This is a genomic window from Bradyrhizobium sp. SPXBL-02, assembly GCF_051853065.1.
Taxonomy (GTDB): Bacteria; Pseudomonadota; Alphaproteobacteria; order Rhizobiales; family Xanthobacteraceae; genus Bradyrhizobium.
On record NZ_CP182474.1, the window covers coordinates 7,310,189 to 7,336,094 of the forward strand.

General features: G+C 65.2%; 20 protein-coding genes, 1 tRNA gene and 1 pseudogene. 9 read left to right on the forward strand and 13 right to left on the reverse strand.

The window, feature by feature from the left end; all coding sequences use genetic code 11:
* Positions 1–2: 2 nt before the first annotated feature.
* From poxB to ACNJYD_RS33895, 3 genes are all read right to left on the reverse strand, one after another.
* On the reverse strand, positions 3–1,739 hold the full coding sequence (poxB, locus tag ACNJYD_RS33885) for a ubiquinone-dependent pyruvate dehydrogenase (protein ID WP_439364584.1): 1,737 nt from the start codon (positions 1,737–1,739) through the stop codon (positions 3–5).
* A 109-nt stretch (positions 1,740–1,848) separates the two neighbouring features.
* Positions 1,849–2,481, reverse strand: a complete 633-nt coding sequence (locus ACNJYD_RS33890) for a 2-dehydro-3-deoxy-6-phosphogalactonate aldolase (protein WP_439364585.1) — start codon at positions 2,479–2,481, stop codon at positions 1,849–1,851.
* A 14-nt stretch (positions 2,482–2,495) separates the two neighbouring features.
* On the reverse strand, positions 2,496–3,410 hold the full coding sequence (locus ACNJYD_RS33895; protein ID WP_439364586.1) for a 2-dehydro-3-deoxygalactonokinase: 915 nt from the start codon (positions 3,408–3,410) through the stop codon (positions 2,496–2,498).
* A gap of 234 nt (positions 3,411–3,644) precedes the next feature.
* Here ACNJYD_RS33895 and ACNJYD_RS33900 point away from each other — a divergent pair, with 234 nt between their 5' ends.
* Entirely contained in the window at positions 3,645–4,742 is a 1,098-nt protein-coding gene (locus tag ACNJYD_RS33900) for an LLM class flavin-dependent oxidoreductase (protein WP_439367547.1), read from the forward strand.
* Positions 4,743–4,864: 122 nt separating this feature from the next.
* Positions 4,865–5,386: a flavin reductase family protein gene (locus ACNJYD_RS33905; RefSeq protein WP_439367548.1), complete on the forward strand. Its 522-nt coding sequence runs from the start codon at positions 4,865–4,867 to the stop codon at positions 5,384–5,386.
* A gap of 200 nt (positions 5,387–5,586) precedes the next feature.
* Here the strand turns inward: ACNJYD_RS33905 and ACNJYD_RS33910 are convergent, their stop codons facing one another.
* The 4 genes from ACNJYD_RS33910 to ACNJYD_RS33925 form a co-directional block, all read right to left on the reverse strand.
* Positions 5,587–7,440, reverse strand: a complete 1,854-nt coding sequence (locus ACNJYD_RS33910; protein ID WP_439364587.1) for a sigma-54-dependent Fis family transcriptional regulator — start codon at positions 7,438–7,440, stop codon at positions 5,587–5,589.
* Positions 7,441–7,676: 236 nt separating this feature from the next.
* Complete coding sequence (locus tag ACNJYD_RS33915) at positions 7,677–10,982, reverse strand: carboxyl transferase domain-containing protein (RefSeq protein ID WP_439364588.1); 3,306 nt, start codon at positions 10,980–10,982, stop codon at positions 7,677–7,679.
* A gap of 12 nt (positions 10,983–10,994) precedes the next feature.
* Entirely contained in the window at positions 10,995–12,713 is a 1,719-nt protein-coding gene (locus ACNJYD_RS33920) for an AMP-binding protein (protein ID WP_439364589.1), read from the reverse strand.
* A 159-nt stretch (positions 12,714–12,872) separates the two neighbouring features.
* Positions 12,873–14,555: a methyl-accepting chemotaxis protein gene (locus ACNJYD_RS33925; protein WP_439364590.1), complete on the reverse strand. Its 1,683-nt coding sequence runs from the start codon at positions 14,553–14,555 to the stop codon at positions 12,873–12,875.
* A gap of 287 nt (positions 14,556–14,842) precedes the next feature.
* Between ACNJYD_RS33925 and ACNJYD_RS33930 the strand changes: the two genes are divergently transcribed.
* Both ACNJYD_RS33930 and ACNJYD_RS33935 read left to right on the forward strand, forming a co-directional pair.
* Complete coding sequence (locus ACNJYD_RS33930) at positions 14,843–15,343, forward strand: hypothetical protein (RefSeq protein WP_212259873.1); 501 nt, start codon at positions 14,843–14,845, stop codon at positions 15,341–15,343.
* Positions 15,344–15,357: 14 nt separating this feature from the next.
* Positions 15,358–15,833: pseudogene (locus tag ACNJYD_RS33935) on the forward strand (hypothetical protein).
* 3 nt (positions 15,834–15,836) lie between these two features.
* Here the strand turns inward: ACNJYD_RS33935 and ACNJYD_RS33940 are convergent.
* The gene (locus ACNJYD_RS33940) at positions 15,837–16,433 is read right to left on the reverse strand and encodes a TetR/AcrR family transcriptional regulator (RefSeq protein WP_212259877.1); all 597 of its coding nucleotides are present in this window, start codon (positions 16,431–16,433) and stop codon (positions 15,837–15,839) included.
* Positions 16,434–16,588: 155 nt separating this feature from the next.
* Between ACNJYD_RS33940 and ACNJYD_RS33945 the strand changes: the two genes are divergently transcribed.
* Positions 16,589–16,966: a tautomerase family protein gene (locus tag ACNJYD_RS33945; RefSeq protein ID WP_212259879.1), complete on the forward strand. Its 378-nt coding sequence runs from the start codon at positions 16,589–16,591 to the stop codon at positions 16,964–16,966.
* A 37-nt stretch (positions 16,967–17,003) separates the two neighbouring features.
* Here the strand turns inward: ACNJYD_RS33945 and ACNJYD_RS33950 are convergent, their stop codons facing one another.
* From ACNJYD_RS33950 to ACNJYD_RS33960, 3 genes are all read right to left on the reverse strand, one after another.
* Complete coding sequence (locus ACNJYD_RS33950) at positions 17,004–17,873, reverse strand: urea carboxylase-associated family protein (protein WP_439364591.1); 870 nt, start codon at positions 17,871–17,873, stop codon at positions 17,004–17,006.
* Between the two features lie 77 nt (positions 17,874–17,950).
* Positions 17,951–18,880, reverse strand: coding sequence for a CobW family GTP-binding protein (locus ACNJYD_RS33955; protein ID WP_439364592.1), 930 nt, complete (start codon positions 18,878–18,880; stop codon positions 17,951–17,953).
* 3 nt (positions 18,881–18,883) lie between these two features.
* Positions 18,884–20,374, reverse strand: coding sequence for an amidohydrolase family protein (locus ACNJYD_RS33960; RefSeq protein WP_439364593.1), 1,491 nt, complete (start codon positions 20,372–20,374; stop codon positions 18,884–18,886).
* A 334-nt stretch (positions 20,375–20,708) separates the two neighbouring features.
* Between ACNJYD_RS33960 and ACNJYD_RS33965 the strand changes: the two genes are divergently transcribed.
* Together ACNJYD_RS33965 and ACNJYD_RS33970 are read left to right on the forward strand one after the other, a co-directional pair.
* Positions 20,709–21,143: a hypothetical protein gene (locus ACNJYD_RS33965; protein ID WP_172789028.1), complete on the forward strand. Its 435-nt coding sequence runs from the start codon at positions 20,709–20,711 to the stop codon at positions 21,141–21,143.
* A 186-nt stretch (positions 21,144–21,329) separates the two neighbouring features.
* Positions 21,330–22,283, forward strand: a complete 954-nt coding sequence (locus tag ACNJYD_RS33970) for an alpha/beta hydrolase (protein ID WP_246709015.1) — start codon at positions 21,330–21,332, stop codon at positions 22,281–22,283.
* 22 nt (positions 22,284–22,305) lie between these two features.
* Here ACNJYD_RS33970 and ACNJYD_RS33975 read toward each other — a convergent pair whose 3' ends face one another.
* Positions 22,306–24,123, reverse strand: a complete 1,818-nt coding sequence (locus tag ACNJYD_RS33975) for a DEAD/DEAH box helicase (RefSeq protein WP_439364594.1) — start codon at positions 24,121–24,123, stop codon at positions 22,306–22,308.
* Positions 24,124–24,561: 438 nt separating this feature from the next.
* Here ACNJYD_RS33975 and ACNJYD_RS33980 point away from each other — a divergent pair, with 438 nt between their 5' ends.
* Complete coding sequence (locus ACNJYD_RS33980) at positions 24,562–25,032, forward strand: aminoacyl-tRNA deacylase (protein WP_172789025.1); 471 nt, start codon at positions 24,562–24,564, stop codon at positions 25,030–25,032.
* Positions 25,033–25,220: 188 nt separating this feature from the next.
* Positions 25,221–25,640 (forward strand): CBS domain-containing protein, encoded by a 420-nt coding sequence (locus ACNJYD_RS33985; protein WP_439364595.1) that lies wholly within the window; start codon positions 25,221–25,223, stop codon positions 25,638–25,640.
* Between the two features lie 158 nt (positions 25,641–25,798).
* Here the strand turns inward: ACNJYD_RS33985 and ACNJYD_RS33990 are convergent.
* Positions 25,799–25,873 (reverse strand) — tRNA-Glu (locus ACNJYD_RS33990).
* Positions 25,874–25,906 lie beyond the last annotated feature (33 nt).

Consider the following 25,906-nt stretch of genomic DNA (forward strand, 5'->3'; position numbering starts at 1 on the left):
TATCACCGCGGCAACAGATTCGTCCTCGCGAGGTCCAGCACCTCGTCGCCGCGCCCGTTCATCACCGCGCGCAGCACCCAGAGGCTGAAGCCCTTGACCTGCTCGGCCGTGATGGTCGGCGGCATCGACAGCTCCTGCTTGGCGGTGACGACGTCGAGCAGCGCCGGCCCATTGTGCGCCAGCACCTCTTTCATCGCGCCCGGAAGCTCGCCGGGATCCTCGACGCGCTTGGCAAAGATGCCCATCGCGCGCGCCATCGCGGCGAAGTCCGGGTTCTCCAGGTCGACATTGGTGTCGACGAAGCCCGCGGCCTTCATCTCCAGCGCGACGAAGCCGAGCACGCCGTTGTTGAAGACGACCACCTTCACCGGCAGCTTTTCTTGCGTCAGCGTGATCAGGTCGCCCATCAGCATGGTGAAGCCGCCGTCGCCGGAGAGCGAGATGACCTGGCGCCCCGGCTGGGCGGCCTGCGCGCCGATCGCCTGCGGCATGGCGTTGGCCATCGAGCCGTGCACGAAAGAGCCGATCAGGCGGCGGCGGCCGTTCATGTCGAGATAGCGCGCCGCCCACACCGTCGGCGTGCCGACATCGGCGGTGAAGACGGCATCGTCGGAGGCACGGTCGCTGATCACCTTGGCGAGATATTGCGGGTGAATCGGCTTGGCTCCCGGCGTGCCCTTGGCGAGCGAGTCCAAACCCTCGCGGGCTCTCTTGTAATGCGCGACGGCCTCGTCGAGATGCTTGCGCTGCGTCTTCGTCTTGAGCAGCGGCAGCAGCGCCTCGATGGTGAGCTTGACGTCGCCGACGAGCCCGAGATTGATCCTGCAGCGCCGTCCCAGATTTTCCGGGCGGATGTCGATCTGCGCGACCTTGGCATCATCAGGGAAGAACTGCTTGTACGGAAAATCGGTGCCGAGCATCACCAGCGCGTCGCAGGCGTGCATCGCGGCGTAGCCGGAGGAGAAGCCGATGAAGCCGGTCATGCCGACGTCATAGGGGTTATCGTATTCGACATGCTCCTTGCCGCCGAGCGCGTGCACGATCGGGCTCTTCAGGGTCTCGGCGAGCTGCATCAAAGGCGCATGCGCGCCGGCGCAGCCGCGGCCGCAGAACAGGGTGATGCGCTCGGCGCCGTTGAGAAGATCGGCGAGGGCCTTCAGCTCGTCCGCCTGCGGCACGACCTGTGGCGAAGCCAGCGCAAGGCCGCGCGTCGTCGACAGTGCGCGCTTCGGAGGACTACGGAACGCGACATCGCCAGGCATCGCGACGACGGCAACGCCGCGCAAGCCCACCGCCGCGCGAATCGCATTCTCCAGCACGTAAGGCAGCTGGCTCGGGTCCGAGACCAGCTCGCAATAATGGCTGCATTCGCGGAACAGATTTTGCGGATGCGTCTCCTGGAAATAGCCGCCGCCGATCTCGGCGGTGGGGATCTGCGCCGCGATCGCCAGCACGGGAACGCGGCTGCGATGCGCATCGAACAGGCCATTGATCAGATGCAGATTGCCAGGGCCGCAGGAGCCCGCGCAGACCGCGAGGCTCCCGGTCATCTCGGCTTCGCCGGCCGCTGCGAAGGCCGCGACCTCTTCGTGCCGGACATGGATCCATTCGATCGTGCCGCGGCGGCGCAGCGCCTCGGTCAGCGCGTTCAGGCTGTCGCCGACGATGCCGTAGATGCGCTTGACGCCGGCCTGCTCGAGCGTTGCCACGAACAGGTCGGCCACGTTGTTGATCGCCATGTCGGTCTCCTGATTCATCCAGTCGCATAAGATGATGCGCGCATGTCGGCATCGCGCCACCATATGGCAGAATAAGCCAGGTCAGGATCACGGCTAGTTTATTGTCGGTTCAATCGCTCTGAATTGCCCGATCGTAAGCGGCAATTGTCACCTCTGCGCGAGCTGCGACATCCGCTGCACTCGTGCCGGGCTTGTAGAGGCTGGAGCCGAGCCCGAATGCGGTCACGCCGCCCTTGATGTATTCGGCAAAGTTCTGGTCGGAGACGCCGCCGACGGCGGCGATCATCACGCCTGCCGGCAGCACGGCGCGGATCGCGGCGATGCCGGCAGCGCCGAGCACGCTCGCCGGAAAGAATTTCAAGCTCGACGCGCCCGAGCGCGCCGCCAGCAGCGCTTCGGTCGGAGAGAAGACGCCGGGCATGGTCACCATGCCATGCTGATGCGCGCGCGCCAGCACCTCGGTGTCGACATTGGGCGAGACCATCAGCCTGCCGCCGACGTCGTTGAGGCGATCGACATCTGCCGTCGTCAGCACCGTGCCCGCGCCGATCAGCACGCCTGATGGCGCGAGCTTCACGGCAAGCCCGATCGAGCGGAACGGATCGGGCGAGTTCAGGGGGATCTCGATCGCGGTCATGCCGGCCTGGATCAACACGCCGACGATCGCCTCGGTCTCCTCGGGCTTGATGCCGCGCAGGATCGCGACCAGCGGCCGCTGCATCGGCGGAAAGGGAACACTCATCTCTCGCAGTCCTTCTACTTCGTCCAGATCGCGGCAGCCGCCATCGACAGACCGCGACGGACGGCTTCATCCGCATCGACCGGCTTGGCGGTCATCGACAACGCCTCGAAAGCGAGCCGATACAGCATTGCAAGCCGGCCCGAGGCAATCAGCTGGACGCCCGCTTGCGGCACGGCGCCGGAGAGCCCTGCCGCCAGCTCGATGCCGATCAACGTGCCCGACAGCGTCTCGCGCGCCGCGGCGGGCGTGCCGCCGAACAGCAGCTGGCGCGAGCGCGCCGTGAACAGCAGGTTGGCGGCAAAGGCCGGGGCGTCGAACGCGGCCTTCACGGCCGCCTTGAAGCTCGCAATATCTTCGGAGTCTTCAGCGCCGGCGACTGCGAGCGACAGGATGGTCTCGCGCGAGACAGCGCTGAACAGCTCGCCGGTCATGAAGGTGGAGAAGCTTTCGACCGTGCTGTCCTTCACGCGAACCCATTTCGAATGCGTGCCGGGCATGCAGACCAGCGCCTCGCCCGCGGCATCGAGGCCGAGCGCGCCGAGCAATTGCGTCTCCTCGCCGCGCATGACGTCCGGCGCCTTGGCGTCGCGCTGGGCGATGCCCGGTAGGATGCGGGTGTCGCGCGCCTCGCCCGGCACTCGCACGGCCTGTTTCAGGACGGCCAGGAGCTGTGCCGGCGTGTCGACGTAGCCGGCCTCGACCCAGCCGGTCTTGGCGCCGGCCATGCCGCAGACCAGAACCGGCAGATGATCCGGCGCTTCGACCGCGGCCAGATGCGCTTGCAGCACGGCGGGAAAGCCGGTCTTCGCCGCCGCCAGCATGCCCTCGCCGCTGCGGCGCTCGGCAATCACCTGCCCGGCGCGATCGACCAGCCAGAGCCGGAAGCTGCTGGTGCCCCAATCCACCGCGACATAAGCGGGTTCGGTCATATCAGGTCTCGTCCTCGTCTCATGGCCAAGACGCCGTCTCGCGACAGATGAGACGATGTCCAGCAGGCTCCCGTCGAGATACCGGCTATTGCGCGGGCAAACCAGTCCTTTCTCTTCAATTCGAGGCTCCGCCGCGCTGGCACACCGCTTGCTCAAGGTTCATCACTCAACAAGCTTCATCACTCAACTCCGTCAACGCGCGACAAGACGCGTCAACATCAGATGAGGAAACCCATGGAGATCGGCTATTTCACGATGCCCTCGCATCCGCCGGAGTGCGGCCTGAAGGAAGGGAACGACTGGGACCTGCAGGTCATGCGCTGGCTCGACGAGCTCGGCTACCAGGAGGCCTGGGTCGGCGAGCACCACACCGCGCCCTGGGAACCCAATCCCACGCCGGACCTTCTGATCGCGCAGGCCTTGATGCAGACCAAGCGCTTGCGCATCGGGCCGGGCGGCTTCCTCTTGCCCTATCACCACCCCGCCGAGCTCGCCAACCGCGTTGCCATGCTCGACCATCTCTCCGAGGGCCGGCTCAATTTCGGCGTCGCAGCTTCGGGCCTGCCGAGCGACTGGGCGATGTTCAACGTCGACGGCATGAGCGGACAGAACCGCGACATGACGCGCGAGGCGCTGGAGATCATCCTGAAGCTGTGGACCGAGCCGGCGCCCTTCACCCACAAGGGCAAGTACTGGACGGTGACCAAGCCGGACACCATGTTCGATTTCCTCAAGCCCCACATCAAGCCGCTGCAGGCGCCGCATCCGCCGATCGGCGTTGCGGGCCTGTCCAAGAACTCGGACACGCTGAAGCTCGCCGGCGAGCGCGGCTTCATCCCGATGAGCCTCAACCTCAATCCGGCCTATGTCGGCAGCCACTGGGAATCGGTCGAGATCGGCGCGGCCAAGACCGGACGCAAGCCGAACCGGCAGGATTGGCGGCTGGTGCGCGAGGTGTTCGTCGCCGACACGGACGAAGAGGCCTGGAAGCTCTCGACCGGCGACATGATGGGCCGGATGATGAGCGAGTACTTCCTGCCGCTGCTCGGGCATTTCGGCTTCAAGGATTATCTGAAGCACGCCCCTGACGTGCCCGACAGCGACGTCACGGTGGAATATTGCGCCAAGCGGAACTGGATCGTCGGCTCGCCCGCAACGGTCGCCGAGAAGATCGAAAAGATCTACGACGAGGTCGGCGGCTTCGGCGTGCTGCTGGTGTTCGGCTTCGACTATAAGCACAAGGCGGAGGCCTGGCATCACTCGCTCTCGTTGCTGAAGAACGAGGTGATGCCGCGCCTTGCGCATCTCGGCTCCGCGAAGAAGGCGGCTTGACCTGATAGCGGGTGCGGCGCGATCGTGCCGCACCCGCTTCTATTGTCGGAGATTTCCGCGTGACGGTGGACGCCAGTTCTTTCGACGCCAATTCTTTCGACGCTACGCATTTCAAGCAGGCGATGCGCCAATGTGCCGGTGCCGTGGCGCTGGTCACGGTGGGCGCCGATCACGGCAAGCGCACGGGGCTGACGGTGACCTCGGCCTGCTCGTTGTCGGACAAGCCGCCCTCGCTGATCGCCTGCGTCAACCGCAACGCCAGCGCACATGCCCGCATCCGCGAGGAAGGTGCTTTCGCCATCAACTTCCTGCACGAGGAACACGCGCTGCTCGCCCTCACCTTCAGCGGCCAGAACGGCGTCAACGGCGACGATCGCTTTGCCTTCGGGCAATGGACGCGTGGCGTGACCGGCGCACCGGTGCTGGCGGATGCGGTGGCTGCGTTCGACTGCGTGCTGGCGCAGGAGTTCGAAACGACAACGCATTCGATCTTCGTCGGCGAGGTCCGCAGCGCCTCGCATTCCGCTGCGGCCACGCCGCTGGTGTACCTGCGCAGCAATTTCCACACGCCGCGAGAAATCCGCGAGACGATCGCGATCGGCGATCTCGACGCACGGCATCTGAGCTGGACGGATTTTTCGTAAAGGGGCGCCGCGCGCTCGGTGCACCTTCTCCCCTTGCGGGAGAAGGTGGCGCGAAGCGCCGGATGAGGGGTATGTCTCCGCGAACTCCGATGAGAGACGTGCTCGCGGAGAGAACCCCTCACCCGTCTCGCCGCTGCGCGGCGAGCCACCCTCTCCCACAAGGGGAGAGGGAAAGGACGCACGCTGCGTGGAATCGAGCGCTACTGCGCCGTCTCGATCTTCAGCTGCTTGATCTTGCGATACAGCGTGGCACGGCTGAGCTTCAGTGCGCGGGCCGCCTCGGTGACGCGGCCGCCGTGCTTGCGAAGCGCCGCGACAATCGTCGCACGCTCGGCCGCTTCAAGGTCGGGCTCCGTCCGTCCGCCGAACGGCGGCAGATCGAGATCGGCATCGGTGATGACGCCATCTTCCGCCGTGCAGCCGGCAAGCCGCAGCACGTGGCGGAGCTGACGCATGTTGCCGGGAAACGGATAGGCCGCGAGCTGCGACCATGCCTCGTCCGAGAGCCGGCAGTTCGGCGCCTCCTCGCCCGCGATCTGGCGAATGATGTCGGCGCGGTCGGCACGCTCGCGCAAGGCGGGCAGGCGCACCTCGATGCCGCGCAGGCGGAAATAGAGGTCGGCGCGGAAGGCCCCCGCTTCCGCCATGCGGCCGAGATCGCGATGCGTGGCGCTGATCAGGCGGATGTCGACAGCGACAGGCTTGAGCGCACCGAGCGGCCAGACCTCGCGGTTTTCCAGAACGCGCAACAGGCGCGTCTGCAAGCCGATCGGCATGTCGCCGATCTCGTCGAGGAACAGCGTGCCGCCGTCGGCCTGCACGATCAGGCCCTTCGAGCCCTCGCGCCGCGCGCCGGTGAAGGCGCCGGCCTCGTAGCCGAACAGCTCGGCGTCGATCAGGCTTTCCGGCATCGCCGCGCAGTTGAGCGCGACATAATTGTTGCGCGCGCGGTTGCTCGCACCGTGAATGGCCCGCGCGAACACGTCCTTGCCGACGCCGGTCTCGCCATGCAGCAGCACCGGCAGATTGTGATCGCCGATGCTTCGCAGCCGCTTGACACTTCGGATCAGGCCGGGGTCGCGGCCGGCGAGCCGATGCAACGCGTCGAAGCGATCGACCGGCGCATCGCGGCGCGGCGCCTGCGATCTCGCACGCAGGGGCGGCGCAACATGGCCCTGCCCCAACGGACGGCCATCGCCATGGTGCAGCTCGACGATCTCGCCGGTGCCACGCGCGGCGTGATGATCGAACTTGACGTAGCGCGACAGGTCGATGCCGGAGCCGATCATGCCGTCGGTGAGGCCGAGCAGCGCACGCGCCGAGCGGCAGGCGCCGACGATGCGGCGGTCGTCGTCGTAAGCGACGAGGCCGCTGCCGCCGTCACCGGGCACGGTTGCGATCCAGGCATTGCGGAAATGACCGCGGAAGATCGCACCCTCCATCCGCCGCGTAGCTTCCATCGTCACCGCGAGTGCAAGCTGATGCGCGGCGCGCTCCAGGTCTTCGCGGCAGGAGGTGATGTTGATGGCACCGGCGAGCCGGCCGGCCTGGTCGAACAGCGGCGCCACGGCGCAGGAGAACATGTGCCATTGCGCGCGAAAATGCTCGTCGCGATGCACCAGAATCGGCTTCTCCTCGGCCAGCGCGGTGCCGAGCCCATTGGTGCCCTCGCAAGCCTCTGCGAAGTTCGAGCCGGTGTAGATCTTCCAGTCCAGAAACATCCTTGCGTCGGCTTCGCCCGGCAGACGGCTGAACAGCATGGTCGCGTTCACATCCGCGAGATTGACGCAATAGCCGGCGTCGCGCAGCACGCGGGCGAGATCGTCGAGCTCGGGCGTGACGAGCCGGATCGTCTCCTCCATCGGCCCGGCGACATGACGGATCTCGGCTTCGGTGAGCGTCTGCGGCGGGCCCTGGCGGGCGGGATCGAGCTTGTGATTGACGAGGCAGCGCCGCCAGGAATTGGCAATCCGCGAGGAGGCATCGACGTCGGCCACATGATTGGCGACGGACAAGACACGGGCGACATGGTTCGAGGCCGAGAGGCTGGCCATCGCGGACGTCTCCACCCTGTATTATTGTGCAAAGTCTGGCACCGCAGGCGGGGATGTCAATCGGGAATCGGGACGCAGTTGTATGGCGTGATGCCTCAACGCCGTCATGGCCGGGCTTCGTCCCGGCCATCCACGTGTTACCGCGAATGCGAAAGAACGTGGATGCCCGGAAGCCCGGGCATGACGACGTGGAAATAGATCGTCTCTATCATCATGCAACTAGTGCTGCACTGCGCTCACCACGTGTCGATGCACGGCCGCTTCTTCGCCGTCCTCGGCGCGGGCTTCGGCACTGTGCGCAGACCGGCCATGATCCAGCGCCGCGTCTCGGCGGGATCGATGACGTTGTCGATCTCGAACACGGAGGCGATCGAGACCGCTTTGCCGTTGGCGTAGAGCTCGGCGACCTTGTTGCGGTAATAGGTCTCGCGCTCCTCGGGATCGGCGATCGCCTCCATCTCCTTGCGGAAGCCGAGGCGGACATAGCCCTCCAAGCCCATGCCGCCGAACTCGCCGGTCGGCCAGGCCGCCGTGAAGAACGAGGCGTGGAAGCCGCCGCCGATCATCGATTGCGCGCCGAGACCGTAGCCCTTGCGCAGCACAATGCCGAACAGCGGCACGGTGAGGCTGGCGCCGGTCACGAACATGCGGGAGACGTGGCGCACGATCGCGGTCTTCTCCGCTTCCGGGCCGACCATGAAGCCGGGCGTGTCGCACAGCGAGACAACAGGCAGATCGAAGGCGTCGCAGAGCTGGAGGAAGCGCGCAGCCTTGTCGCCGCCGTCGGCATCGATAGCGCCGCCGAGATGGCGCGGATTGTTGGCGATCAGGCCGAACGGCTTGCCCTCGATGCGGATCAGCGCAGTGATCATGCCGACGCCGTAGTCACGGCGCAGCTCCAGCACGCTGTCCTTGTCCGCGACGAGATCGATGACGCTGCGGATGTCATAGACGCGGAGGCGGTTCTCGGGAATGGCGCGGCGGAGCAGGCGCTGGTCGGCGGCCTCCCACTGCGTCACCGCGCCCTGGAAATAGGACAGGTATTTCTGCGCGACAGATGTCGCCTCCTCCTCATCCTCGACCAGGATGTCGATGACGCCGTTCGGCGACTGGAACGAGACAGGGCCGACTTCGGCCGGATGATAGACACCGAGGCCGCCGCCCTCGATCATCGCCGGGCCGCCCATGCCGATCGAGGCGTTCTTGGTCGCAATGATGACGTCGCAGCAGCCGAGCATCGCGGCATTACCGGCGAAGCAATAGCCGGAAACGACACCGACCACTGGGACGAGGCCCGAGAGCCGGGCGAATTGCACGAAGGACGGACCGTCGAGGCCTGTCATGCCAAGCCGGTCGGTATCGCCGGGCCGGCCGCCCCCGCCCTCGGCATAGAACACCAGCGGCACGCGCCAGTCTTCCGCGAGGCTCAGCATGCGGTCGATCTTCTTGTGGTTCATGTGGCCCTGCGTGCCCGCAAGCACGGTGTAGTCATAGGCGACGACGATGCAACGCGCGCCTTCAGGCCCGAACTTCTCTGCATTTACCGTGGCGACGCCCATGACGAGGCCATCGGCCGGCGTGTTCTTGATGAGGTCGTCGAGCTTGCGCCGGCGGCGCTGCGCCGCGATCGCGAGGCTGCCGTACTCCATGAACGAGCCGTCATCGACGAGCTGGGCGACGTTCTCGCGCGCGGTGCGCTGGTTGGTGTTGCGACGGCGCTCGACCGCAGCGGGGCGGTTCTCGTCGAGCGTGTTGGCCTGGCGGGCGATCAGCTCGGCGAGGTCGGGGCGGATGTGATCGAGATCGACATCGGCTTCCGCCGTCGTGCTGTCGGCGGCGACGTCGAGGGGCTCGAGATAGAGGATCGGCTCGCCATGCATCAGCGTGACGCCGTCGCCGCCGACGAGCTTCATGACCCGGCCGCCCTGCTCGGCCATCACCAGATGCTCCATCTTCATAGACTCGATCACGGCAAGCTGCTGGCCGGGGCGGACGATCTCGCCTTCCTTCACCTGGATGGTGACGATGGTGCCTTGCAGGGGCGCCGCGACCATCACCGTGCCTTCGGGCACGGCTTGCGCGACGTGCACCTCCGCGCTGTGGCCACCACTGCGCTCGGCTGCTGCGAAATAGAGCGGCTTGGCGGCGCCATCCGATGCTTCCACGAGCTTGGCAATGTTGCGGTCGATGAAATCGGTCGCGATGCGGTTGGTCCTGAAATCGGGATGCGCGAGCACCGCCTGAAGGAACGAAATGTTGGTGACGACACCGTCGATCCGGAACTCGCGTAGCGCACGCGAGGCTTTCGCGACCACGTCATGCCAGGCCTCGCTCGGCGTGTGCACGATAACCTTGGCCAGCAGCGAGTCGAAGGCGGCGCTGGTCTTGTAGCCGGCATAGCCGAAGCTATCGACGCGAACACCGGGGCCCGATGGCGGCTCGAACACGGCGAGCACGCCGCCGGTCGGATGCGTGGCGCCCGCTTCGTCCAGCGTTTCCATGTTGACGCGAAGCTGCATGGCATAGCCGCGCGGCTTCGGAATGGATGCTTGCGCAAGACCCAGCGAAGCCAGCGTGCTGCCTGCGGCGACCGCAAGCTGGGCGCGGACAAGATCGACGCCGAGCACCTCTTCCGTGACGGTGTGCTCGACCTGGAGCCGCGGATTGGCCTCGATGAAGGCGAAGCTGTCCTCCGCGGTGCCGTCGACCAGAAACTCGAACGTGCCGAGATTGTCGTAAGAAGCCGCCGTCGCCAGCTGCTTCGCCGCCTCGATGATCCGGCCGCGCACGGCATCGCTCAGCGACGGGCTCGGCGCCACCTCGACCAGCTTCTGGTGCCGGCGCTGGATGGTGCATTCGCGCTCCCAGAGATGGGAGATCGCACCATGGCGATCGCCGATGATCTGGACCTCGATGTGGCGCGCCTGCCGGATCAGCCGCTCGGCATAGACGCCGTCGAAGCCGAACGCCGCCTTGGCTTCGGACTGACAGCGCGCATAGGCTTCCGCAAGATCGGACGCGTTCTCCACCACGCGCATGCCGCGGCCGCCGCCGCCGGCCATCGCCTTGATCACGATCGCAGCGCTGCTGCCGAGCGAGGTAAAGAATGCCGTGATCTCCTCGAGGCTCGACGGCCCGCTGGTGCCGGCAATGATCGGCACGCCGCAGCGTTTCGCCAGCTGCCGGGCAGCGACCTTGTCGCCGAACAACTCCAGCGCCTCCGGCTTCGGCCCGACGAAGACGATACCGGCATCGGCGCAGGCTTTGGCAAAGGCGGCGTTCTCGCTGAGAAAGCCGTAGCCTGGATGCACGGCATCGCAGCCGGCCGTCTTGGCCGCCTTCACCACGGCTTCGATGTCGAGATAGGCCCGCGCACCGCGACCGGGGATCTCGATCGCCTCATCCGCTACGCGCACATGCAGCGACAGCGCGTCATCGGCGGGATGGATCGCGACCGTCGCGATGCCGGCATCGGCCGCCGCGCGTGCGATGCGGATGGCGATCTCGCCGCGATTGGCGATCAGGAGCTTCTTGAACGACATCGTCTCTCTCAACTATACGGCAGGAGGATTTGGGTTGAGGTCCTGCTTCCTGACCTTGCCCGTGGCCGTCAGGGGCAGCGCATCGATGATGCGGACTTCGGGAACCTTGTAGACGGCCATGCGCTCGGCGCACCAGGCACGCAGTTCCTGTTCCGAGACCGTGCCGATCGCTTCGGGCTTGAGCTGGATATAGGCGACCGGCACCTGGCCCTTGTCAGGATCGTCGCGGCCGACCACGCCCGAGCCCAGCACCTTCGGATGCTGGCCCAGCAGCGCCTCGATCTCCGGCGGAAACACGCTCATGCCCTTGACCTTCAGCATCTCCTTGCGTCGCCCGAGGAAGTGCAGAAAGCCGTCCTTGTCGATCGTGCCGATATCGCCGGTGCGCAACCAGCCGTCGACGAGCGACTCCGCCGTCGCCTCCGGCTTGTTCCAGTAGCTCTTGAGCAGCGACGGCGTGCGCACGCGGATCTCGCCTTCTGCCCCGAGAGGCAGCAGCGCGCCGGTCTCGAAATCGGTGATCTTGAACTCGGCCCCGGGCACCGGCAGGCCGACGAAAATCGGCTGGCTGTTGAGGTCGAAATCCCCGTCCTGAAAGCCAGCGGTGAAAGTGTTGGACGTGTGCGTCTCGGTCATGCCCCAGGCTGCCTCCATCAGGATCGTGCCGGTCAGATCCTTCCAGCGCCTGCGATAGCCGGCGTTGAGCTTCTTGACGAAGGAGACCACGCGCACCTGTTGCAGCGACGACAGGTCGAACTCGCTCCAGCGCGGATGGTCCATCATCTCGACCGCGCTATCGACCGGCATCGCCGTGATCGTGACCTTGTACTTGTCGATCGCCGCCATCGCACCGACGGCGTCCCAGCGCGCGAGCAGAATCAGCGTGCCGCCCGAGAACAGTGGAAAGATCAGGCCGGAATTCTCGCCCGCAATCCAGAACTCCGGAAAGAACGACAGGAACACGCTGCTCTCGTCCGAGGGAAGCGAGATGCCGTAATTGGCGGCGGCCGTGTAGACCATGTCGCGATGGGTATGCACGCAGCCCTTCGGCATGCCGGTGGTGCCGCCGGTGTAATTGAGCGCGGCGACATCATCGAGGTGAGGCGGCGGCAGCGGCGTCGGTGCGGGCATTGCCGCAAGCGCCGGCAGGAGATCAGTCGCGGCAGCGATCGCGACGCGCGGCGTGCGGATCGAGTCCGGCGCGGGAAACGCAGGCGCCGCCGGCACGACATCGGCAAAGCTGGTGACGATGATCTCGCGCAACCGCACCTCGCTCTTCACCTGCTCGACGACGGGGATGAGCTGGTCGAGCGCCACGATCACATCGGCCTGGGTGTCGTTGAGCTGGTAGGACAGCTCGAACGCGCGCGACAGCGGGCTGATGGGAACGTGGACCGCGCCAAGCTTCAGGATACCGAAGAACACGACGTGGAATTGCGGGCAGTTCGGCAGGAAGACGGCGACGCGATCGCCTTTGCGCACGCCCTTCGCCTGCAGCAGCGCCGCAAAGCGATCGCTCTGCCGATCGAGATCGGCATACGTGGTCACATGGCCATAGAAGATCACGGCGGGCCGCTCCGGACTCCGCTTCGCCCAGGCGCGCAGATATTCCGTCAGGGGAACTTCGCCATGCAGATAATTCGGCGAGCGCGGCAGATCCTTCGGCCAGGCCTTGTCCCACAGGCCGCGCAAATTGGCGAGGTAGTCCTTCTCGTCGAGGCCCGCGTTCATGACGTCCTTCCCGTGCTGCTTTTCTTTTCGGGACGGCACGCACGTGCCGCCAGTCGACGTCGCTACACGTCGAGCACGGCAGACTTCATGTCAAGGAAAACAGTCTCCGCATCACGGCCGATGCCGCGACGCGGAAAAAGATCACCTGCAGCGCTTCAGTTACGCTGCCCGCACGCCCGCAACGAAGGCGCCGACCTCGTCCTGCAGCGATTGCAGCTTGTGCGTCAGCCGGCCGCTCGATTGCAGCACGAGGCCGGCGGCCTGGCCGGTCTCGGCGGTCGCATCGGTGACGCCGGAGATGTTGTGCGAGACCTGGTCGGTGCCGGAGGCCGCCTCCTGCACGCTGTGCGCGATCGCCTTCGTGGCGGCGCCCTGCTCCTCGACCGCGGCGGCAATCGACGAGGAGATCTCGTTGACCTCCATGATGGTGGCGCGGATGCTCTCGATGTTGCCGACGACCTGATTGGTCTCGGCCTGGATCGCGGTGATCTGCGCGCCGATCTCGTCGGTCGCCTTCGCGGTCTGGCTCGCCAGCGACTTCACCTCGCTCGCGACCACCGCAAAGCCCTTACCGGCTTCGCCCGCGCGAGCCGCCTCGATGGTGGCGTTGAGCGCGAGCAGATTGGTCTGCGAGGCGATCTGGTTGATGAGGTCGATGACCTCCCCGATCTTGTGCGCGGCGGCGGCAAGGCCCTGCACGGTGTCGTTGGTGCGCTGGCCGTCGGCGGCGGCCTTGTCGGCCACTGTCGCGGCCTGTGCCACGCGCTGGCTGATCTCGGCGATCGAGGCCGACAATTCGCCGGCGGCGGAGGCCACCGTCTGTACGTTGCTCGAGGCCTGCTGGCATGCGGTGGCGACGAAGCTCGCACGATCGCTCGCCTTGTTGGCGGTTTCCGACATGCCCTGCGCGGCCTGTTGCATCGCGCGCGCCTCGTCGAAGACGTCGCGGACGACGGCCTGGACGCTCGCCTCGAACTTGCCGGCGAGATCGGCCATCGTCTTGCGCTTCTCGTCGTCGGCCTTCTGCTTCAGCTCCTGCTGCTCGGCATGCATCCGGCTCACCGCCGATGCATTGTCCTTGAACACGGCGAGCGCCTTGGCGAGGCCGCCGACCTCGTCGCGGCGGTCGGTGTAGGGCACGTCGAAGGCACTGTCGCCGGCGGCAAGGCGCTCCGTGAGCGCGGTGATCCGGGCCAGCGGCCGGGTGACGCTACGGCCGATCAGGAACGAGGCCCCGAGCACCACGACCAGCACCGCGAGACAAATATAGGCGAAGGTCATCGCGTTCTGGCGGAAGGCGGCGTCGACGTCGTCGAGATAGATGCCGGTGCCGATGATCCAGCCCCAGGGCGCAAAGCCCTTCACATAGGAGATTTTCCCGACCGGCTGGTCGAAGCCGGGCTTCGGCCAGAGATAGCCGTAGAAGCCCGCACCGTGCTTGGTGACGACGTCGACGAAGCCCATGAACAGCGCATTGCCGGCGGGATCCTTCATCCCGGAGAGATCCTTGCCGTCGAGCTCGGGCTTGATCGGGTGCATGACCATCCTGGGGGTCATGTCGTTGATCCAGAAATACTCGACCTTGTCGTAGCGCAGGCTCTTGATCTCGGCCATGGCGCCGGCCTGCGCCTGCTCGCGCGAGAGTTTTCCTTCGCTCTCGAGCTTCTGGTAGTGCGCCAGGATGCCGTAGCCGACGTCGACCATGTGCTGGGTCTTGGCCTGGCGGTCGGCGACCATCTGCGTGCGCAGGGTCGAGAGCGCGACCGGCGCCAGCGCGATCATGCCGAGGAGGCTGATGCCGACAATCAGGACCAGCTTGAAACTGATGCGGGAGAAAATCATCGGTGCTCACAGGAATTGGAAGGGCTGATATGCCAGTTTATCCCGCCCCCCTTAGCAAAGCCTTAAGCATTCGGGTTCCGGCATCCGCAATTGTGCGGGGGCGGGCGGCCCTGCTGCTCATCGCTGCGGGCGAGCGACCGACCGCGTCCGAGATACGAATTCTTCCAAACTAGAACACCTCGACATCGCCTCTCCGCGCGTTGACTTGGAGAGCTCTCTGGCAGAACGATCGGCGCAGATCATCCGCGCCAGCGCTGGCGTGAGCGCAGCCAGAGCCAAGAGGCACAATGCATCGATCGACAGACACAAGGCCCCTCGACCTTCCTGCGCTGTGCGCGGCGGAGCGGCTCTTCATCTGGGGATTTCGCGCGAAGGCCCGCAGCGGAAGCGCCGTCCCCACGGCGGCCGATATCAAGCAGGTGTACGACCATTTCCGCGTCGGCGATGCCGTGCTGTCGCTGGAATCCATCATCGAGATCTTTGCCTGTACCGCGCATACGGCGATCGAAGTGCACTGCCCCACCTGTCCGCGCATGTCCGACAGCGAGCACGGCATCTTGAGCGCAATTGCCGCGGCCCAGCAGGATCGCGTCGATGTCGCGCGCGAGCAGTTCGAGCGCTGGCTGCCGCCGGTCGGTGCCGATTGGGCGCTCGCGCCGGTCCAGGGGCTTGCGACGATCTTCCGCATGGCCGGCCTCATCCTGCCCGACCGTCACGTGCAGTCTTTCGAGCATGACCGGATGATGGCGATGAAGAGCTGGTTCGTGGGCAGCGCGACGTTGCATTGACGAGATCACTCACGATGCGGGCCATTTGCGATTCTGCGCCGAAGCCGGACGCGGGCGAGCCGCTGCTCGTCCGCTTCAAGCCGCGCTGGCGACCCGGCCGAGCATCGACAGCTACGATGATTTTTCCCGCGTCGCGCTGGCACTGTTCCGCTTCATCGGAGCGGCCTATGCGACCGGCGCATCGGATTGCTGGGAAGCGGCCTATCGCTTTGCCGAGGACGCTCCCGGCATTGCCGACAGCCCGCTGCTGGTTGCGCGCGCGGCAGCGCTCGTCAGGATCCTGCGCGGCGACCGGCCCTGCGAGCTGTGCTTCATGCCGCCGTCCTGCAGGCGGCTTTCCAAGGACGAGGCGGAATTGATGCGCCTGCTGGCAGTCGCGCGCCGCAAGCAGCCGGGCGAGCTCGGGTCGGTGGTCTGCCAATTCGTCGGCTCCGGGAAAGAGGACGCGACAACGCAGGCGATCAACGCGCTGGCGCTGGCCTGCTGCTGACACCTAACCTCCCTTCTCGAGCACGAGATCGATCGCGTGCGCGGCGATCTTGCGCAGCTGGGCTTCGTCGCCATAGGCGCGTTCGAGCACGGCAAGGCCGCGCGTCACCGTGATGATGTGCAGCGCTGCGGCCGCCGGATTGCCCTTGAACTCGCCACGCTTGGCGCCCGCCGACAAGGTGTCCTGAACCAGCGTGGTGATGCGGGAAACGAGGCTCGCAAAGGCCTGGCGCGCCTCTTCGTCCAACCCTTCGCCTTCCGCCGGGCCGAGCTCCATCAGGCCGCGCGTGGTCGGGCATCCCCGCGGCGGCGAGCCGGAACGGAAATTGGTGATGGTGAGGTCGAAGAACGCGGTGAGGCGTTTGCGCAAAGACCCCGTCCCGAGCGCTTTTTGCAGGGCGAGCAGATAGTCCCCGGCGTAGCGCTCATAGGCCTGCAGAAACAGCGCTTCCTTGCTGCCGAACGCATTGTAGAGGCTGCCGCGCTGCACACCGGCGTCGCGCGCGATGTCCGATAGCGAGGTGCCGCGCACGCCCTTGCGCCAGAACTGGTCGAACGCGATGCGCAGCACGTCGTCATGGTCGAACTCGCGCGGCCTCAAATGTTGCTCCTCAAAATATTTGACACTTCGTCAAGAACATGCTTTCTCGACATCGTGTCAAAAACAAATTGGGATTGATATCCCGTTTCGTCAAGCCGACGGCCGGCGCGGACCATGTGGCCGGCCGATCAGGCCCGCATGCAAAGGGACGTACGATGCCTCTCCTCCACATCTCGATGCGTGCCGGAAAGCCTGACGACTACCGCCAGGCCATCCTCGACAGTCTCTATCGCGCCATGCGCGAGGCGCTGAACGTGCCCGAGGGCGACGCGTTCATGGCAATCACCGAGCATGAAGCAGCGAACTTCCGCTGCGGCAACGCTTACGGCGTGACGCGCAGCGAGGACGCCGTGCTGATCCAGATCACCGTATTCGCCTCGCGCACCCCCGAGCAGAAAAAGGCGCTGTACCGGCGGATCGCCGAGTTGCTCGGCGAGAACCCGGGCATCCGGCCCGAGGACGTGTTCGTGAACGTGCTCGACGCCCCCAAGGAGAACTGGTCGGTGGGGCACGGCATCGCGCAATTCGCATGATGTGCACGGCGACGGACTACCGGTCGAGGACTGAGATTCAGCTTCCCGCATGCGTCCCGTGGTGACGGTGATAAGCACTCGGCGAGGGCCAGGTCCAGCCCTTCAGGGTCGTTCGATCCGGCTCGAAGATTTCGATCTTGAGCGGATGGCATGCCGCGGCATCGCTGGAATGGGTTGCGCTGCAGTCGCCACCCGGACAGGCCGACAACGCGCCGAGCAGGTCGATCTCCGCGAAAAACTCGATGAAGTCGCCGGGGCGGACCGGACTTGCCTTCATGAAATACTGGTGCGTGTCCTTGGTGAAGCCGGTGCACATGAAGACGTTGAGCACGTCGTGGACATGATGCTCCACCGCATGCAGCTCCATCTTCAGTTCGGTCGCCAGCGCACGCGACAGGTTGGAGTGGCAGCAAAAATCGTAAGCCGTGCCGTTCAAGAGGAGATTCGTATAGGGATCGCAGCGCGTGCCGATCACATCGTGAATGCCGGCGCCGTCCGCGTCGAAGCCGTACCAGCCGAGCGTATCATGACTGATGGTCGCCATCGGCCGAAGATAGGGCATATTGCTCCAGAGCCGGTCACCGATGCCGACATGCGTGCCATGGAGCGCCCGCGTCTTGCCGCTGAAGAAGCGCTCGGAGAGATTGTCCGCGTTCCAGAGATTGAGGTCGCCGACCTGAGGGCCTTCGATGCTGACGATGCGGAAGAACTGGCCGCGCGCCACGCGAAAGGCACGGGCATCGCGTGGCGGCACGATGAGCTCGTGCGTCTTGATCATCGCACGGCGGGCAGCTTCGAGCGTGGCCATATCCGGCCCGGGCATCGTCCTGGCGGGATAGACGATGGCCGGCTTGGCGGCGCGGCGCGCGGCGGCATCGGCGGGGGCGGGTGGGATATTTGGGGGCATTGTTCGGTCTCGGATCGACGCAGCAAGAGAAGGGGGCGGTGCCTCCAGGGGGTAGCGGTTGACCCTACCGCCTTGCCTCAGCCCCCCGCAACACACCCCTCCATGATCCCGTCAAGCTCGGCTTTCGAGAGCACGCCAAGCTCGGCGATGAAGACGATCCGTGTCCGCGGCACGCCTTGCGGCGGCGCCTCGCCTGGCGCGAGCGTGGCGCGGCCGGCGGCGAACTGAAACACCATCATGCGGCCGGGCTGCTCGACCGTCTCGAACAGGCCTTTGGCGCGCGCCAGCTTCGGCGCAAGGCGGCTGATGGCCTGCTGCAGGCCGGGCAGAGAGACCGGCTTGTCCGAGGTCCAGCTCAGCGTCTCGAATCGCTCTTCCGCAGGTCGTTTCGGTCCCACCTCGCGCGGGGTGGACGCGCGGCCGTCGTTCGCCGGAAACAGCAGCGCAGACGGAATCTCGCCGTGGTTCGCCTCGACCACCACGGCGGGGACGCGCTGGGCGCGGATGGCTTCGCGCATCCGCGTTCCCGCGGCCGCGTCCGCAAGATCGAGCTTGCTGAGCGCCACGATATCGGCGACCCGCAATTGCGACCGCAGCACCGCGTCGTCCAGGGCCGATGGCGGTGTCCCCGCGTCGATCACGCAGAGCACCGTCTCCAGCGGCGCCTCGCGCAGGATCACCGGGTCCATCAGGTTGCGCACGATGTCGGCGGGATCGGCGACGCCGCTGGTCTCGATGACGATATAGTCGGGCTTGGGATCACGGCGCAGCAGCGTCGCGAGCGTGCGCAGCAGATCGCCCTCGAGCGAGCAGCAGATGCAGCCATTGGCGAGGCTGACCACGCCGTCGCTCGCGCCCGCGATCAGCTCCGCATCGATGTTGATGGCGCCGAAATCGTTGACGACGGCAGCGATGCGCCGCCCGTCCGCATGCGCCAGCAGATGGTTGACGACGGTGGTCTTGCCGGCCCCGAGGAAACCCGTCACCAGGAGAACCGGGACCGGCATGGCTCAGCTCTCCACGACGGGGCGCCGCACCGGTCTTCCCGGCCGCGCCGTCACATCGAGAATGCCGTCGCTGATCAACGGCTGACCGCTGACGATCAGGTGCCGCACGCCTTCCGACGGGCGGTTCATCGCCGTGAAGGTTGCGCGGTCAGAGAGCTTCTCATAGTCGAACACGACGATGTCGGCATCCGCGTCCTTCGTAAGCCGACCCTTGGCGCGCATCGCCGGCGTGCTCTGCGACAGGATCTCGGCCGGGATCAGCGCGCATTTGCGCACGCCTTCCAGCAGCGACACCGCCTTGCGCTCGCGCACCCATTCGCGGATGAACTTCGTGAAGCAGCCCGCCGAGCGCGGATGCGAGGTGGCGTCATCCGGAAGCGGCCAGGCGTCGCCGGTATATGTCGAGCCGTCGGACAGCGTCCACGGCATCGCGTCGGAGGCGATGGCACCGCCGGGATACAGCACCGACATGTCGAGCAGGTCGCGGTGATGCGCATTGTTCTCGGTGTCGAGGATGTGCCAGAGCACCAGCGAGGACGGCTCTTCGGCCTGCGCCTTCAAGAGCTCCTCGCGGTCGTGGAAGCGGTAGCCGTCGGTGACGCGCTGCACGGAATCGTAGCCAGTGCCGTTGCGCTCGACGAATTTGGGATCGCTGAAGAAGGCGGCGGCCAGCACGGTCGAGCCGGTGCCGTAAGGGTAAGCTTCGACCGTGATCGGCAGTCCTTGCGCCTGCGCCTTTTCGATCAGCACGCGGCAGCGCTCGATGTCGGTCTTGCTCGACGAGTTGAAATGGCAGATGTGCATGTGCGCGCCGGTGGCGCCGGCATAGCCGATCAGGCGGATATAGGCTTCCACCGCGCTCTCGGGATCGATGCGCGACATGAAGGCGACATGGGTGAAGGTCGGCACGTCATTGGCGGCCGCGAGCTGACACACCGCGGTCAGCTCCTGCACGCCGGCGCCGGGCGCATAGGCGTTGAGAATGCCGATGCCGATGCCGCCCTCGTTGAGGCCGCGCCCGAGACGTTCGAGAATGCCTGCGACCTCCGCATCGGTCGCGACGTTGTCCATCCAGCGGCGATCGCGCATGGCGTTGCCGAACGCCTCCAGCGAGCTCTCCGCGTTGGAGCCCGTCATCGCGCCGATGCGGGCAAAGGCCCAGTTGGTGGCCGCGCCGTAGTTCAGCACGCGGCCCTTCCGCGCCTGGCGCTCATACCAGGACGCGACCGGCAGCACGCCGGCCTCGAGATCGAGCGTCGTCGTGACACCGTCGAAGGCCTGCATGCGGTCGGCCGGGATCGACTGGCCATGGGCGTGCAGGTCGATGAAGCCGGGCGCCACCACGAGGCCTGTGGCGTCGATCACCCGCTCGGCGTCGCCGAGACCCGTGCCCATGGCGGCGACCTTGCCGTCCACCACCGCCACATCACCGACGGCGTCCATCCCGCTCGCGGGATCCACCACCCGGCCGCCAGAGATCACCAAACCACTCATCTCGTCACTCCGAAAAGCAAATTGCCAAATCTCCAAAGGCCCGGCAGCAGCTTCGGAGGCGGAACGCATAGTGCAGATTCTGGGGAGAACGGCCACCACCACGGACGCCGAGGCGGCATGCTTGCTGGAGGGCAGGTCCGTGCTGGGAGAATTTCGGCAAAGTGGAATATCTTTGGCGGGAGGGATTGACAGCGGATCGGGGTGTTTTGCCCGTCGACGCCGGGGCTGTTGCCTTCTGGACACTGGGAGGGTTCATTGCCTCGAAGGACGATCCGCCTATACTCTTCGGGTCGATCGCAGACATTGCGCCGTCCTTCCGTTGGCAAGGTGTCCCATGCCCGTAAAATTCGGAGACATCGTCCAGGCTTTTGAATTTGCCGACATCGACGGCGGCATGGGGCAATGCCACACCTTCGTCTGCAGGCAGACAGGAAAGATCTACTACCAGTTCGATCAGGACGACCTGGAGGAGATCGAGGATGACGACCTGCCTGACGATATTGAGGACCAGACCAAATACTTGAAGATCCCGAACACACGAGACCTCGACCTGGGCAAGCCTCTCGTGATTGCCTTCGTCCGCGAGTTCCTGCCGAACGATCTCGACGACGTTCGCTACATCTTCAGCAAACGCGGCGCCTATCAGAAGTTCAAGGGCCTGCTCTCCCGACGAGGAGCGATCGATGCCTGGCATCACTACCGCAACAAGGCGACGGAACGGGCATTACGCGACTGGTGCCAGATCCATTCCATCGAGATCGTCGACTGACCCGGCATTCACTTGAACGCCATGACATGCGCGAGGCGGCTCCGCCGCGATCTCGCCTCCATTGTCATTCAGAGAGCAGATGGGGCGATGCTGTCGGGGGCAAGTTCCGATGGGTTCCTTGTGATAGGCCGACGTCTTCTACACACAAATCATTCCATGTCGCGCCGCGCCGTGCTCAGTGGGCTTATGTCTGCAGGGAGCGCGCTCGCGCTCGGCGGATGCGCTGGCCTCGGTGCCACCGGCGCGCGCTTTGACGCCTCGTCGCTGTCCGTTGACCCCACGTTGCTCGTCGTCACCACGCGCAAGCCCGTAAACGGCGGCCGAGCGAAACCCTGGTTCGGGCCGGAGCGTGCGACGAGCATGACGATCGCGCGGGCGAAGCTGGCGGCGCCGGACGAGAGCCGACTTTCCCTCGCCTCGGTTGGACTCGAGGATTGGCGTCTTGACCGGATCGAGCCGGTGCCGACTGACGCCGGCGATCTCGCTGCGCAGGCCGGCGGAGGAGACGTGCTGATCTATGTGCACGGCTTCAAGCAGACATTCGAGACGGCGGTGCTGGATGCGGCCCATCTTTCCGACGGGATCAAGTTCCGCGGCCGGACCATGGCATTCTCCTGGCCATCCAAGGCAGGACTGTTCGACTATGCCTATGACCGCGACAGCGCGATGTGGTCGCGCGACAATTTCGAGCGCGTGCTCTCTGCGCTGGTGTCGGCGCCAGGCGGCGGCCGCGTGCACATCGTCGCGCACAGCATGGGAACCATGCTGACGCTCGAAAGCCTGCGCCAGCTCCATGGGCGATACGGCGACACGGTGACGAGCAAGATCGGCGCGGTGGTGTTTGCCGCGCCCGACATCGACATGGACGTGTTCTCGTCGGCGATCCAGCGCATCGGTCCGCTCGCCGGCAAGATCACGGTGATCGCCTCGACCAACGATCGTGCACTGGCACTGTCGGGGCAGCTCGCAGGCGGCATGACCCGCGTCGGCGCGGCCGAGAAGGCCGCCATCGCGGGGCTCGGTGTGCGCGTGGTCGATGCCTCCCAGGAAGGCTGGGGCATCATCAACCACGATCTGTTCCTGTCGAATACGGAAGTGCAGAAGGTGATCCGCCGCTCGATCGACGGCACGACGGCGTGAAACAGCGCCTGCACGCATTCGTCTAAGCGATCAGGCGCTGCACCAATGCCGACTCGCTCGAATACGTCAGGAGCGCCTCGTGAGTTGCCCGGGTGACCCCGACATAGGTCAGGCGGACACATTCCTCGACGGTCTCGCCGTGGCGGCCGAGCAGGCCCAAGCCGGCAATGGCGACGCAGGGAAACTCCAGCCCTTTCGCGCTGTGCATGCTCAAGAACCGCACGGCCACCCGCTTGACCGAAACCCTGTTGCGATTGTCCTTGGCCATGTCGATCGGCACGCCATGCTTGGCGAGAATCTGCGCGACCCGCCCGCCGATCCAGTGCTCCGGGTAGAGACACGCCATCTGCGACCACTCGTAGCCGGCTTTTTTGCGGTCGAGAAACCACTCGGCGACGCAGTGAGCTTCTGCGTCGATGCTCACGCACCGCCGCACGTCCGGCTCCAATCCCTGCCGGCCCGCATCTTCCGGCAGCAGGATGGCGTGCTCGTCGTCGGCCGTGATGCCGGGAGCGCCGATGACGTCCGCGGCGAACCGTCTTGCGAAAGCAACGATTTGGGCGGTGTTGCGATAGTTGACCTTCAGCACGGTCGTTCTGCCCTTGGCTTCAATGCCGAGCTGGCTCCACACCGGGCGCTCACGCCCCTTATAGATGGCCTGGATATCGTCGTAGACGACCATCAGCGCCTTGGTGCGCGGGTTCACCATCTTGGCCGCAAGCGCGAGCCATTGCGGCTCGAAGTCGTGTGCCTCGTCGATCAGGACGGCGTCGTACTGCTCCGCCGGGATATGGCCTTGATCGACCGCCTTCACGACCTCTGAAACGCTCGCAGCCAGGCGCTCTGCGTAGTCTGGATAGTCTCGCTCGGACGGGGCCGGAATCCCGTAAGTCCGCAGCATCCGGTAGCACCACGAGTGGAAGGTGAGAACCTGAACGCGGTCCTCGACGCCCCTGCTCTGCATGGCATCCTCGAGCCGGCCGGCAATGCCGTTGGCGTAGCACAGGATGAGCACCGGCTTTGCCGCCGCACGCGCCAGATACTCGGCGCGAAAGGCGAGGATCAGGGTCTTGCCCGATCCGGCGACGCCGCGAATGATGCGATGCCCCTCGCCCAGGCTGCGCGCGAACTGCTCCTGATGCAGGTCCATGACCGCAAGCGTCCGGTCTGAAGAATCGGCGCGAGGCGCATCGTCCAAAGGCAGGGCAATCTGTCGTATCCGAATCTCCGGAAACAGCAGCGCGCGCAGGCGGTCGAATTGCGGCATGGACAGCTGCTCTTCGAGACGCGGATGAACCATGCGCCATAATCTCGACCGGAATTCCTCGGGGTCGGCGCCCTCCGTCATCTCGTCCTTGAACAGGCAGAGATGCTCGGAGAACACCTCCTTGAGATCGGTCTGGTCGAACTGCTTGCGCGTGATGTTGGTGAACACGGCCCCGAAGCCGAACGGAACGATGGACCGGCCCGCGAGGCGATGACCCCGCGGAAACAACAATTGCCCGTCGCGCTCCAGCGTGCGCACGACCTCGAACGTATATTTGCGAGCCTGCTCCAGCGGATTGCTTTTCCGCACCACACCACGACTTGTTAGCAGCTCGACCTTCGTCTTGTCCGCCGAAACGATCGTCTCCAGGCGCCAGTCCTTCACCTCGAGCACGAGCAGGCCGTTCGCGGGATGAATGATGATGAAATCCGGATGCCGGTTGCGAGGCCCGACGGGCAGGTTGTGCCAAACGACGGCGTTCTCTTCGAGGAAGTCCTTCAGTCGTTCCGCCAGTCGTAGCTCCCCACGGCTGTCGAAGCGCGCGAAGCCGAGACTCGGGATCAGGATTGCCATGTCACGACCGCGAGCACCATTAGCGGACCACCTTGTGAGCTACGGGCAACAGGGCGGTCTCTCCAGGCTCACATGGTTGCCTAGAGTGTGCGGGTTTTCAATGGCTTAGGATTTGGATGGCGCGCTTTTCAGAACAACATCGCAAACGCTTATGTCCTTGAAATTGCTATATAACTCCGACGATGCCTGATGTCACCAAACGGAGCGCAGCGGCGCCGGTTCGAAGGAGGAAGCGCAGTGCGGCATCACCATACTCTCCACCGCTGGACCGTACGATTGGCTGACCATCTCGCCATGAAGTTGGTCAACCATGATGAATTGCAGCTTGCGGATGGAAGACCTATGTTGGGTCTAGTCAGCAGCCGCCCATCGTATGGCGAGAGACTGCAGGATCGACCTCACGGTGGATGGTTTGCATTCCGCATCGGAGGTGATGCCATGGCCATTGCTCCCACGCTCCAGAAATACCTCGCCGCTGAGAACATCCAGTACGAGGTGATCCCGCACGAACTCAGCATGACGTCCGCTCGAACGGCCGAGGCATGCCATATCCCGGGCGACCGCCTCGCCAAGGGCATCGTGTTGCGGCGCGACGGCGGATACATGCTGGCGATCTTGCCCGCTTCGCATCATCTTCGCCTGGCGGACCTGAGGACAAGCCTCGGCGACAATGTCCACATGGCCAATGAAACCGAGGTCAATCGGCTGTTCAGCGACTGTGCACACGGTGCGGTTCCCGCCGTCGGCAAATGCTACGGATTGGAAACGATCGTCGACGACAGCATCGAGGCACAGCCGGACATCTATATGGAAGCCGGCGACCATGAGACCCTGCTCCATATGGGTCACGCGCAGTTTGCGCGCCTGATGGCCAACGCACCGCATGGGCGCTTCAGCGCGCATGACTGAGGATTTTTTGGAGACCGCCCATTGCCGTTGCGATCCTGGGCGGGAACTCTGGCCGCGAGGTCGCCGTCATACTGATCAGCAGGTGGCGGCGAGAGTGTCTGCGCTTGCCTGGTCGGAGTTCGGAAAATTGGGGGTGCCGCTGCATTGATTGCATCAACGCACTTAAAACCCACGAACGGAGGCTCGCCATGAAAGTCAAAGACGTGATGCACAAGGGTGTCGACTGGGTCAGCCCCGATACGCCAATCACCGAGATAGCCAAACTGATGCGGGCGCATGACATCGGCTGCATTCCGATCGGCGAGGATGACAAGCTGGTCGGAATGGTGACCGACCGCGACATCGTCTGCAAAGGACTCGCGAGCCACAGCTTCGATGCCGGCCGCGCGGAGGCACGTGACGTGATGACCGAAGGCATCCATTGCTGCCGCGAGGACGATGACCTCGCCAAGGCGATGCATCACATGGAGAAGCTGCAGGTCCGCAGGCTGCCGGTGATCAACAAGAGCAAGCGGATGGTCGGCATCATCAGCCTGGGTGACGTCAGCCATTCCGCGTCCGGTGATATGCTGACCGAGACCGTCAGGAGCGTTTCGGCGCATCACTGAACTTGCGGCCAGGGTATGGCCAAGGCTCCTCTCGCGATCCCCCGTCCGAACAGGCGGTAAGGGGAGCCGGATTCATGCGCTCATGCAACCATCGCGCGGCGCAGAAGCAACGTCGCGATATGGCTCATTTTGAGTTTTGCGCTGGGATATCGTGAATATGGCGCTCCCTAGGGGAATCGAACCCCTGTTTCAGCCTTGAGAGGGCCGCGTCCTAACCGCTAGACGAAGGGAGCGTGAGGGCTAGCCAATAGCCTCGAAATTTGTCC